The sequence below is a fragment of the Actomonas aquatica genome (genome assembly GCF_019679435.2).
GTDB lineage: Bacteria > Verrucomicrobiota > Verrucomicrobiia > Opitutales > Opitutaceae > Actomonas > Actomonas aquatica.
Window position 1 is genome coordinate 2346000 of the sequence record NZ_CP139781.1, and the last position, 12289, is coordinate 2358288.

A 12289-nucleotide genomic window follows, 5' to 3' on the forward strand; every position below is an offset into this window, starting at 1 on the left:
CGCTTTCGCCCCCCCCCTTGCCCCGACTACCCCCTTTCTTGCCAGTGACGCTCTTGCTCCGTCTCGCCCTGTGCTGAGACGCGTCCCCCACCCCCAATTTACCCCCTTTCTTCTTCGCGTTATCCCCACCGGGCCCGCGGGTTCTCCCGTAGGTTTGTTGGCGCGATAACGCCGGAAGCCACCCCAACCGCAAACCAACAGACTATGAGAATCAAGGCATTCAAGCCATGGCTAACTGCGCCATGTCTGGCCGCGACAGCTGCTTTACTACCCGGGCAGCAAACGGCCTCCGAAAACATTGACGATGAAGACATCGTCGTGCTTTCCCCCTTCGAGGTGACCGGCACCGATGACGTCGGCTATCAAGCCACGTCCACCCTCGCCGGCACCCGTCTACGCACTGACCTGCGCGATATCGGCTCGTCCATCTCGATCGTGAATGAGGAGTTCCTCCGCGACACCGGATCCCAGAACCTGGAGGACGTTCTGATCTTCACCCCCAACACCGAAATCGGTGGTTTGGGCGGCAATCACTCCGGCTCCCAGGGCGCCAACCCCATCCCCGAACAGCAACGTGACGACCCCTCTGGCGGTATCACTCGCGTGCGTGGTTTGGCCAGTGCTGACCTGACCCGCGACTACTTCATCACCAATATCCCGTTTGATACGTTCAACACCGACCGTGTCGACGTGCAACGCGGTGCCAACTCCGCCCTCTACGGTCTCGGTAGCCCCGGCGGTATCGTGAACGCCGCGACCATTCGCGCCGACTTCCTCGGCAACCGTGGTCGAGTCCGTTTCGAAACCGACAACTACGGCACCCTGCGCTACTCGATGCGCTACAACCAAATGATCGGTGACAAGGCCGCCATCCGCATCGCCGGCTTGTCCGAGGACAAGGGCTACGAGCAGAAGCAAGCCTTCCTCGAAGACAACCGCCTGTTCGTCGCGGCCACGGTTCAACTCCCGTTCAACCTCACCGCTCGGGCCAACGCGGAAATCGCGTCCCGCCACTCCGCGAACCCGGACTACGTCCCGCCGAATGATGGTATCACCCCGTGGATCAACTTGGGAAAACCCATTGCCAACGATCCCGCGATGGGCGCGGCCATCTTCCGCGGCACCGGCACCTTCGTGCCCGGCGTGGCCAACTCCAACTTCATGCACATTTCCTCCGGTAACGGTGCATCGGTGGGTCTCTACCGCTTCTATCAGGATCCTTCCAATCCGGAAGCGACCTTCGGTGGCCACAACTACCTCGTGCAAACCCCCGCTGACGGGAACCTGCCGGCGGCCAATCAACGCTTCACCTACCCCGGTGCTCCGGCCGGTCAGTGGATGCGCATCAAGCCTTGGGACGAGGTTCAAATCATTCGTCGTTCCGGTCACTACTCCGACGGCACGCCGGTGGCTCCCGGCACGGCACCCTTCTTCAGCAATGGTTTCGTGTCCTGGCAGATCACCGACCGTAGCATCTTCGACTACCGCGAAAACCTCTTCAACGGCGGCACCGCTCAACAGCGCGTCGACTGGGAGAACTACACCGCCAGCATCGAAGGCACCTACCTCGATAATCGCCTCGGCTTCGAGTTCACCTACAACGAACAGACGTTCGAAAGCATGGGTAACAACTCCCTCCAGGGTGTCCAACAGCGCACGATCTACATCGATCCCAATGCCTACATGATGGCCACGACTGACGGCACCGCCAATGGCCCCCTGATCCCCAACCCGACCTTTGGTCGTCCGATCATGGGTGGTGGCTCCGGTGGTAACCGCATCTACAACGATCGCGACTCCCTCCGCTTCCAAGGCTTCGCCGAACTCCGCTTCGACGATTTCATGGACGAGAACAGCTGGCTCACCAAGGCGCTGGGTAAACTCACCCTCACGGGCTTGCTCGATTCGAGCACCCACTACAACCAGACGCTCTACTCCGCCCGCGCCGACCCGATCGACTCATTCGACATCGACACCTACCTGCCGGGCCACCACGCCGTGACTCAGCGCAGCGGTCAGGAGTTCGCTCTGCCGGTCAGCAACGACATGAACTTCCTGAACATCAACTCCATCAGCGATCTCGCCGGGGTTCGCATTCAGGGTGTCTCTCATGGTCGCGCTCGCACCAACATGCGCAACACGCCCATCGCGGCGACCTTCACCGGTTGGAATCCCACCGCGGGTGAATTCGTGACCTTCGACTCGGTCGTGAACCATCTCTACCAGCCGAACAGCTGGCCGGCCGCGTCTCACGCGAACAAGAGCATCAACAAGGTCGATTCCGAAGTGCTCATTGCGCAGCACTCCATCTGGGACAACACCATCGTCCTCACCGGCACCTGGCGTAGCGACAAAGCGACCCAAGCCAGTGGCACGGGCCGCTCGGTGGCCAATGCCCGTCAGGACATTCGCGATACCCTCGATCCCGAATACCTCGCCGGTCCGCAAGGCCCCTACGTGGTGACCGCCGATGACGAGACGACCTCGTATTCCGTCATGGTGCACACCCCGCCGTTCCTCCGCGATCGCATGCCGTTCGGTCTCTCGGTCTACAAGAGCGAAGCCGATAACTTCACGCCCACCGGTGGTAACGTGACCATCTTCAACGACACGGTCGGAGCCACCGCCGGTGTCACCGAGGAAATGGGTTTCATCATCGAAGCCCTCGACGGCAAACTCTCCGCCCGTTTCAACTGGTTTGAATCCTCCGTGGTGAACAACCGTTACGAAGACGGCGCCGTCAACGCCACCGAAGGCATCCTGCTCGGCCTGGCACGCGAAGTGAACAATCCGGCCAACAGCGCGTTCTCCGCCGCCGACGTTCAGCAATACCTGCCGCCGGCCGGTGTCATCGCCGTCAACGGCTTCCAAGTCGATTGGAACAACCCCGAGGCCGCGACCACGTCCCGCAACTCGTCCGATACCGGCACGCAGGACTTCACCGCCAAGGGTATGGAAGTCGAAATCTCCTACAACCCGACCTCGAAGTGGACCATCCTCTTCACCGCCGGTCAGCAGGAAACGATTGCCGACAACACCTACCCGGAGATGCAGCGCTACGTCGAAGAGTTCGTTATCCCGCAATGGGTCAACAGCAGCTTCGCGCAGAACTACTACATCGACGCCGGTGCCACCCAGACGCTCGCGCAGCGGGCTCAGACCGCCCTCGTGGAAGCCGTCCAACGCGGCGCCCTTCAGGACGGTAACCCCTCCAAGGAACAGGCCGAATGGCGCTGGGCTCTCAACACCAGCTACAACCTCGGTCGTGCCGAGGATGGCATCCTGAAGTGGTTCGGCGACCTCACCGTCGGTGGTGGCGTCCGCTGGCAGGACAAGACCGGTATCGGCTTCGAAGTCGGGGTGAACGAACTGGGTGACTACGCCCTCGATATCACCAAGCCGTTCTGGGCTCCCTCCACGACCCACGTCGATGTGTTCGCCCGCATGTCCTACGATCTGAAGGACGAACGCTCCCTGGACCTCCAGTTCAACATCAAGGACCTGACCAACCACGACGGACTCATTCCGTTCGTGGCCAACCCGGACGGTAGCCTCCTCTACCGCATTCAGGAAGGTCGTCTGATCTCGGCGTCCGCTACGCTGAACTTCTGATCCGCGCCTTTTTCTTCAAAGGCCGTAATAAGCTGAATTCAAAGCCGGCTCTCACCTCGGGAGCCGGCTTTTTCATCCCCTTTTTTGCCGCTCACCATGCCCGCTCTTCTCTCGTCCTTCCTGCAGCGCCACGCCCTGCGCCTCGCTCTGCTCCTCCTCCCCTTTTCGCTCGTCGCCGCCGATCCGTCCCCCGCCCTCACCGGCACTTGGACGTTTGATCGCGAACGCAGCACCGACCTGAGTCCGTGGCGCACGGCCGACCTCGAAATCTCCCTCGAGGGCTCCGAGCTCATCGTCACCCGCACCCTCAAATCCGGTCGGCGCACCCACACCGAAACCCTCACCGTCGACCTCACCGCCCCGTCCACCACCAACCCCTTGGAGTGGTGGGTCGACAACCGCCACCTCGGTGCCTACGCGCCACACGATGCCACCCAGGTCGTTTCGCCCACCGTGCTCGATAACGGCCGCGTCCTGCGCCTGAGCATGGACTACACCCTCGAGACCCAACAGGGCCCCCACCCGGTCAACACGCTGCGGCAGTTCCAGATCTCGCCCGATGGTCAGGTCCTCACCGTCACCGACCTGCGCACCACCCGCCCCCGGCCCGTCGTGCACGTCTACCAACGCGCGACCGACTCCCGCTAACGCCCACCGCCTTGCTCCTTCTCATGATTTTCCGCCGCCTCACTCTCGCGCTCACCCTGCTCGCCGGCGCCACGCTGGTTGCCGCCAAGGCTCCCGTCATCGCCGTCGCCGACCGCGCGCCCGACTCCGCCGCCCTCATCCCTCTCACCAACAACTGGGAGATGTCCGGCGACGTGCCCACTCACGCCACCCTGCTTTCCTTGCAGGGTCTCGCCAACCGCCACGGTCCGCAGATCTACCTGCAGTATCCCGCCGATTGGCAGTGGGAGATCGCCGGCCCGCTCATCGACTATCTCCACGAACGCCACGGCATCGATTGGCAGCGCTATGAGATGGGGAACCTCGAAAAGCCCCTCACCGACTTCGCCTCCGTCGCCAAAGGCGTGGTCGTTTGGGACAAAGCCGTCCGTTCCTCCCTCATCGTCGCCTTCACCATCTCCGGCGTGGAAGAGCTCCTCGTCGTCAATGAGGACCAACTCGAACTCGCCCAACGCCACGGCCTCGAAATCAAGATGGACCTGCGCGGCAAGTTCACCGGTCAGGACGACGCCGATGTTTACCAGTGGGCCTACGACCACTACTACGAACGTTGCTCGCGCGACTTCTACGTCGTGCTCGGCGGCGAATACGGCCGCATCATGAAACCCGGTATCGCCGACTTCGGCGTGCAGCAGGGCGCCTTCTTCTCCGACCTCTCCGCCAACCCCCAACACCCGCGCCAACTCGCGCTGCTCAACCGCGTCCTCGCCGGCCAAAACCCGGCCTCGATCGTCCTCGGCTGGCACTCCTACGGCAAGGACACCGAGGGCCAGCACACCACCCTCACCGGTAACTACGGCCTCAAGATGGAAGGCCTGCACAACCTGCCCAACGTCTCCTTCACCTCCCAGATCCCGCTCACCCCGGACTTCACCTTTAAGAACAACCACACCGTCGAGCCCGACGCCGATCTGGTCCCTGAGAAGAAGGTCTACGTCGCCGCCCTCGCCACCGATTCCATGGGCATCGGCGCCTGGACCAAACCCGGCCGCGGGCGCATTCCCTACGGCTGGCAGGTCCTCATGAACTGGTCGTGGATGAACCCGCCCGCCCTGCAATATTTCTACGAGGACAAGACCCCCAACGACTACTTTGTCGCCGGTCTTTCCGGCCCGGGTTACATGTATCCGAAGTCCATCCCGGCCGACAAATTCCCCGCCCTCATGGCCGATGCCCGCGAGCTCATGGACCTGCTCGATCTGCGCATCCTCGAGATCATGGATTACTCCGAGGGCAACCGCCACGTCGGCAACACCGACCTCACCCCGGAAGTGGTCGACCGCTACTACGAGCAGTTCCCCGACGTCCTCGGTTTCATCAACGGCTACGGCACCGCCCGCACCTTCGACCTGCGCGGCGAGCAACCCTTCATCAGCTACGACTACTACCTCGGCGTCTACCGTCCGACCGAGGAAGCCGCCGCCGATTTGGAGGAGTTGATCCTCCTCAACACCGACCGCCCCTACTTCCTGCTCATCCACGTGCGCGAACGCACCACCATCGAGCAAGTCGCCAACATCCTCGAAAGCCTCTCCGACCAAGTCGAAGTGGTTCCCCTCGATCGCTTCATGCGCCTCGCCGCCAAGGCCAAGACCTACCGCACCCGCTATCAGCAGCCCGAGGATCCCATCGATCTGAATCCTTAATTCGCCGTCGCCATGTCGACCTCCCGCCGTTCGTTTCTGCGCCGCACCGCGCTCGCCGCCGCCGTGCCCTTGCTCGCCGGGCGCACGGCCACCGGCCATCCCCATCCCGAGTCGGGTGCGACTCCCGAGCCGAACCCACAGGCCGGCCTGCTCTTCGATCGCGCCGACTTGCCGCGCATCCGCGCCAACCTCGAGCTGCCTCGCTTCGCCGCGCTGCGCCAACACCTCCAGGAGGTCGATCACACCGCCGAGTTGCACTTCCTCCGCGAGGAGTTGCGTCTCACCAATCGTGTCACCGACATGCGCCGCGCCCGCGTGCTGCTCGAGGAGAGCGCCTTCGCTTACGCCGTCTGGGAAAAGCCCGCCGATCTCGAACTCGCCCGCACCGCCCTCGCGCGCCTCATGGACTATCCCACCTGGGATTATTTCACCGAAGCCGGCCAATACATCATCGGCATCCAACGTGCCTCCGAAGCCACCATCGCCGTCTGCTACGCGCTCGACTGGATCGGCGAGCACCTCACCGCCGCGGAGATAACCGCAGCCGAGGACAACGTCGCCACCAAGGGCGCGCCCGCCTGCTACCGCACGCTCTACGGCATGAAATTTCCCGACCGGGTGCAGGGTTGGGGCTTCAGCGAACTCGACGACTACCCCTACCGCTTCGACCTCTCCCGCTGGCCGCTCATCCTCAACGCCACCAATCTCAAAATCATTCCCACCTGCGCCCTCGGCATCGCCGCCGTATGGTTTCACGGCCGTCATCCGCAGGCTGCCTCCTGGTTGGAAATGTCGCGCCAAAGCGCCACCGCGTTCTCCGTCATGTATGGCCTCGATGGCTCCTACGACGAGGGCATCGGCTACTGGGGCTACACCACCCTGCACCTCGCCATGCAGGCCGAGGTCCTCTACCGCCGCCTCGGCATCGATGACCGCCATCTCATCAATTACCCCGGCACCACGCGTTACGCGCTGCACATGAGCATGCCCACCCGCGGTGCCATCGCGACCAACCCACACGAGACTGCGACCTACACCGCCACCCCGAAAGGCGCGATCAATCCTGCGCTCGATGTGATCAATTTTGGCGACTCCGGCACCGGTGGCGTGGACGTTTCCGTCGCCCCCTGGGTCGGCCGTATCACCGGCGATCCGCTCTGTAACCACATTGCCAATACCATCGGCGGCATGAAACACCTGCCCGCCGCCATTTGGTATGACGCCGACGCGCCCACCGCCGCGCCGTCCGCCGATCTGCTCGACGTGCGCCTGAGCAACGACTGGGTGATCTCGCGCACGGGTTGGACGGCCGACGATACCGTGGTCGCGCTGCGCTCCGGCGGCCCCGCCAATCACGAGCACGCCGACCGTAACAGTCTCATCTTCAAGGCCCACGGCGAACGCCTCTTCCACGACCCTTTCAAAGCGTCCTACACGCCCACTCACCCGCAATGGCTCCTGCGCCTGACCGAGGCCCACACCGCCATCCTCATCGATGGCCAGGGTCACCAATACCACGACGGCAGTGAAGGCACCAACGCCTCCTGGGCCTCCGCCACCGTCACCGCCTACTCCACCGGCGAGGCGTGGATGTGCGTCACCAGCGAGGCCGCACCGGCGTATCAACTTATCAATGACAAGGTGTCGCGGGTGGAACGCAGCCTGCTCTTCCTCAAGCCGGATGTTCTTATCGTGCTCGACCGCGTCGTCCTCGACGCCCAACACCCCGCGCCCGTGCAGGCGCGGTTCCAAGTTTACAATGAAGATGGCGCCGGCCGCGCCGATGCCGGAGACCGGCTCTTCACCATTCAGCGGCCGTTCGCGAGTCTGATCGCCAGCATCCACTCGGCAGGAAATTTCATTGTGCGCACCGCCCAACACGACCTGCCCGCCACCGCCGGTGTTTTCCCCTACGTTGAGATCGAATCCGCCGCCGCCAGCACCCACACCTTGCTGACCGTCGCCTCGGCTTCCGCCCCCGACGGCCCCAAACCCCGCGTGCGGGTCAGTGCCGCCGGTGAGGGTTGGACTGTTACCGCGACGCAAGGCGCCCGCACCATGCAGGCCCACATCGACCCCACCGGCGACCACCCGACCTTCACGGTAGTCTGACGACGTCAGCTCTTTCTCTTTCTTCTTTATCTTTCTCTTTATCCCCGTTCGCCGGCGCCTTTCCGCCTCTCCTAACTCGTTTCACTTCTTTCCTTCGCCTCGTGGATCAACCGGTTTTTAACACCGTCAACGGCTTCGACTACGCGCTCATCGCGCTCTACTTCGCCATCATCATCTACGTTGGGTTCTACGCAGCCAAACGTAACAAGGACACCGACGAATACTTCGAGGGTGGTGGCCAGATCCCGTGGTTCCTCGCCGGACTCTCCAACTGGGTCTCTGGCTTCTCCGCCTTCATGTTCGTGGCCGCTGCCGGCTTCACCTACCAATGGGGTATCGGCGCCGCGCTGATTTTCACATCGGCGACGTGGGCCTACCTCGCCGGCTTTCTCTACTTCGCCCGCATGTGGCGGCGTTGCCGCTTGTCGTCTCCGTTGCAATTCCTCACCCGGCGCTTCTCGCCGTCGACGACCTACTTTTATTCCCTCACCGCCGTCATCCCCGCCATCGTCGGCATCGGTCAGGGCCTCTACATCCTCTGCATCTTTGTCTCCACCGCGCTGGGACTGAACGACGTCACCCTCGACCTCGGTCCGCTGCAGCTCACCGGTTTCCAAATCCTCACCATCGTCACCGGTTTTGTCATGGTGCTATACACCGCCGTCGGTGGGCTGTGGGCCGCCGTGCTCTCCGATGCCGTGCAGGGCATCATCATCGGCGTGATGACCCTCATCATCCTGCCCTTGTCCTACCTGCATCTGGGCGAGGGCGCGGGACTTGTCGCCGGCGTGAAACGCCTGCTCGCCGAGGTGCCCGCCGACTACTTCACGCTGCAAGGCCCCGCCGCCAACATCTGGTTTCTCATCGGTTACACCATCAACATGATACTGGGCTACAACGTCGCCTGGCACCTCGTCCAACGCTACAACAGCGTGCCCGACGAACGCGGCGCGCGCAAAATGGCCCTGCTCTGCGCCGGCCTCAGTATGGTCGGTCCCCTCATGTGGATCCTGCCCGTCATGGCCGCCCGCGTGCTGTTCCCCGACATGGCCGCGCTCTGGCCGCAGTTTGCCAATCCCAACGAAGCGTCCTTCGTCAGCCTCGCTCTCATGCTGCTGCCGCACGGCATGATCGGCTTCGTCGTTTCCGCCATCCTCTCCGCCACGCTCGGCCAGGCCAACGATGCTTTCAACTGGCTCGCCGCCACCATCACCCGCGACATCGTGGTGCCGCTGCGCCGCCGCCTGACCGGCCACACCCTCAGCGAGCACGGCCAGCTCCGCGTCGCCTGGACCACCATGACCATCGTGGGCGTGCTGGGTGTCGTGGTCGCCTTCGTTATTCCGCGCTTCGGCGGCGCGTTCCAGTTCGCGCTCATCTACTTCTCGCTCACCGCCTCCTTCCAGATGCCGGTGGCCCTCGGCATGATCTTCCGCCGCACTCCGTGGTGGTCGGCCATTGCCGCCTCCTCCGCCGCGCTCACCGTGGCCATCATTCTGATGGTGCTGCGCGTGTGGCCCGAACACGACTTCGCTCGCAATATGATCGTGGAGGCCGTGGTCGCCTCCCTCGTCTTCGGCCTCTCCTCCTTCTGGTTCAAAGCCGACGATCCCCGCCACGCCGGTCTCGCCGCGCTCGAGCGCGATCTGGCCACGCCCGTCGATCCGTCACCAGAATCTCAATACGGCGGCGCCGCCATGCAGGTCTACGGCCTCATCGGGGTGGTCTGCCTCATCCTCGGTGCCGTGCTCACCGCCTGCACCTTCCTTCCGTCCACCCCGGTCGCCCCTGGCCGGATTAACCTCATCGCCGGTGCGCTCCTGATCGTGCTCGGTCTGGGCCTGCGCCGCCTCGCCCGCCGTTCGACCGCCCGCGCCGCTTCCAGCTGATGTCCCTGCCCGCCCCGCTTCCCGCACCTTGGTCCCCGCCCCCGGCCGGCCTCGGTTCCGCCGCCATCGGCGCCGAGGAAGAAAAACTCGCTCTCGACGTGCTTCGCCGCGGCGAACTCTTCCGCTACTACGGCGACGACCCCGCTCACGCTCCCCCCATGGTCTCCAGTCTGGAGCAGGAGTTTCGCGAATGGATCGGCGTGAACTTCGCCCTCGCCACCTCCAGCGGCACCGCCGCGCTGGAAGTCGCCCTCGCCTCTCTCGCTATCGGTCCCGACGACGAGGTGATCGTGCCCGCTTGGAGTTGGTTGTCCTGCGTGACCGCCATCGTGCGTATGGGTGCCCGTCCCGTGCTCGCCGAGATCGATGCCAGCCTCAATCTCGACCCGGCCGAAATCGATCGTCTCGTCACCCCGCACACCCGCGCCGTGCTCGTCGTCCATTACCAAGGCGCCGCCGCCGACATGGCCGCGATCAACGACCGCGCCGAAGCCCACGGTTTGCGCGTCATCGAGGACTGCGCCGAAGCGCCCGGCGCCAGCTTCCGCGAGCGCTGCGTCGGCTGCTGGAGCGACGTCGCCATCTACAGCTTTCAACACAACAAACCCATGACCGCCGGCGAGGGGGGTATGTTTGTCACCAACGATAGTCGCACCTACGAGCGCGCCGTGCGCATGCACGATCTCGGGCAATTCCGCCCGCATCACGAACAGTTTGCCGCCGCCCTCGAACCGGCTTTTTCCGGCGCTCAATACCGCATGTCGGAACTCACCGCCGCCGTCGCCCTCGCCCAACGCCGCAAGGTCGACGCCATCATGGCCCATTGCCGCGAGCTGCATGATCACATCATCGCCACCGTCGGCGAGCCCGCCGATCTGACCTGGCGTCCGCTGCCCGATCCCGACGGCACCTTCGGCTTCGAACTCTATTTCTATTTGCCCACCGCCGACCGCGCCGCCGCCGTGCGCGCGTCGCTCGCCGCCCAAGGTGTGCCCTGCCAACAACGCACCGGCACCTACCCGCAATACCATCGACCGCACCTGCTCACCGGCCGCGCCCACCATCCCGGCCTTTCCCCCTTCCGCGACCTGCGTCCCTGGCCGGCCCCCGGTTATCGCGCCAAGGACTTCCCGCGCACCGAGGACCTCACGCGCCGCTTCGTCGCCGTGCCGATCGGCTGGCGCTATCAGCCCGAAGACGCCGACCACATCGCGGCCGCCATCCTCACCGCCTTGGCCGAAACCGCCTAGGTAGCTGCGCTTGAGCCAAAGGCGAAAGCGTGGCCCGCATGCACTTCCGCGACCGCGGCCGCGCCCTCACGTCGAGATGTCGTAGATCTCCGGCGTGACCACCGCTTGCAAGGGCTCGCCCGCGGCGAAGGCCCGCAGGTTGGCCAACGCGAACGCCGCCGAGTCCTTCCGGCGGTCGTGCGTCGGCCCGGCCATGTGCGGGGTGAGAAACACGTTGGACAATCCACGCAGCGGCGAATCCGCCGGCAGCGGTTCATCGCGATACACGTCCAGCCCCACGTGAATCCGCCCCTCCGCCGCCACCCGCGCCAACGCCGCTTCATCCACCACGTGACCGCGGCCGACATTTACGAAGACGCCCCCCGGACGCAGCAGGCGCAGTTGCGCTTCACCGATCGAATCCCGCGTCTGGTCCATCAATGGCGCCAACCCCACCACCACATCATTTTCCGCAAACAAGGCATCGAGCGAGTCCACCGTCCTCACGCCGTGCTCAGCAAACAGCGCCGGATCCATCCATGGCGCAAAACTGCTAACCGCACAGCCGTAGGGCGCAATGAGCTCCACAAACGCGCGCGCGATGAAACCGAAGCCGTGCACGCCCACGCGTTGACCAAACAATGACGCGGTTTCGGCCCGTTCCGCGCCCCAGCCTCGTTCGTCGTGCATCGTGACATTCCACAACCGCGCGCGCCGCAACGCCGCCATGACCAGGAACTGCGCGTGCTCCGCCACCGTGCGGCTGATCGAGTTCCCCCAATTGGTCACCGGCAGCCCTGCCTCCAAATGCGCCCGACCTACGATGCCTTTCAACGACCCGCCCAGGTAACAGACATACTTCACGCTGGCCGGCATCGGCAGCGGCAAACGCGGCGTGCCCCATCCTCCCACCACCACCGTCGGCTGCAGCTCAACCATGCGGTCGCGAAACGCTTCCGCGTCCGGTCCCGGGTGCTCCCAGACCACGAGTTTTTCGGTCAACTCGCCGATGGCGGCTTCGATCTCCGCCGGCAGATAAAAGGGACGTTGATCCGGTTGGATATGGAGCAGGATGCAGGGGATCTTGGACACGATGATTAGTTCGAAGAACGCG

General features: G+C 64.1%; 7 protein-coding genes. 6 read left to right on the forward strand and 1 reads right to left on the reverse strand.

All coding sequences use genetic code 11. The features are described from left to right. The first annotated feature begins 318 nt into the window (after positions 1-318). From K1X11_RS09210 to K1X11_RS09235, 6 genes are all read left to right on the forward strand, one after another. Entirely contained in the window at positions 319-3612 is a 3294-nt protein-coding gene (locus K1X11_RS09210; protein WP_221029728.1) for a TonB-dependent receptor plug domain-containing protein, read from the forward strand. Positions 3613-3708: 96 nt separating this feature from the next. After that, positions 3709-4260, forward strand: a complete 552-nt coding sequence (locus K1X11_RS09215) for a hypothetical protein (RefSeq protein ID WP_221029727.1) — start codon at positions 3709-3711, stop codon at positions 4258-4260. 23 nt (positions 4261-4283) lie between these two features. After that, positions 4284-5945, forward strand: coding sequence for a GxGYxYP domain-containing protein (locus tag K1X11_RS09220; RefSeq protein ID WP_221029726.1), 1662 nt, complete (start codon positions 4284-4286; stop codon positions 5943-5945). Positions 5946-5957: 12 nt separating this feature from the next. Beyond that, positions 5958-8057 carry a heparinase II/III domain-containing protein gene (locus K1X11_RS09225; RefSeq protein WP_221029725.1) on the forward strand — a complete coding sequence of 700 codons (2100 nt, stop codon included), beginning with the start codon at positions 5958-5960 and terminating at the stop codon, positions 8055-8057. Between the two features lie 101 nt (positions 8058-8158). Beyond that, positions 8159-9946 carry a sodium:solute symporter family transporter gene (locus K1X11_RS09230; protein ID WP_221029724.1) on the forward strand — a complete coding sequence of 596 codons (1788 nt, stop codon included), beginning with the start codon at positions 8159-8161 and terminating at the stop codon, positions 9944-9946. Further along, positions 9946-11196 (forward strand): DegT/DnrJ/EryC1/StrS family aminotransferase, encoded by a 1251-nt coding sequence (locus K1X11_RS09235; protein WP_221029723.1) that lies wholly within the window; start codon positions 9946-9948, stop codon positions 11194-11196. The genes K1X11_RS09230 and K1X11_RS09235 overlap by 1 nt, the downstream gene beginning before the upstream one ends. Before the next feature lie 66 nt (positions 11197-11262). On the opposite strand, the gene K1X11_RS09240 is transcribed toward K1X11_RS09235, so the two are convergent. Next, positions 11263-12267, reverse strand: a complete 1005-nt coding sequence (locus tag K1X11_RS09240; RefSeq protein ID WP_221029722.1) for a hydroxyacid dehydrogenase — start codon at positions 12265-12267, stop codon at positions 11263-11265. Between the last annotated feature and the right edge of the window lie 22 nt (positions 12268-12289).

Bases quoted from the DNA above. Each gene is read 5' to 3' on its own strand.
- K1X11_RS09215 (WP_221029727.1), top strand. From the start codon at position 3,709: ATGCCCGCTCTTCTCTCGTCCTTCCTGCAGCGCCACGCCCTGCGCCTC.
- K1X11_RS09220 (WP_221029726.1), top strand. From the start codon at position 4,284: ATGATTTTCCGCCGCCTCACTCTCGCGCTCACCCTGCTCGCCGGCGCC.
- K1X11_RS09225 (WP_221029725.1), top strand. From the start codon at position 5,958: ATGTCGACCTCCCGCCGTTCGTTTCTGCGCCGCACCGCGCTCGCCGCC.
- K1X11_RS09235 (WP_221029723.1), top strand. From the start codon at position 9,946: ATGTCCCTGCCCGCCCCGCTTCCCGCACCTTGGTCCCCGCCCCCGGCC.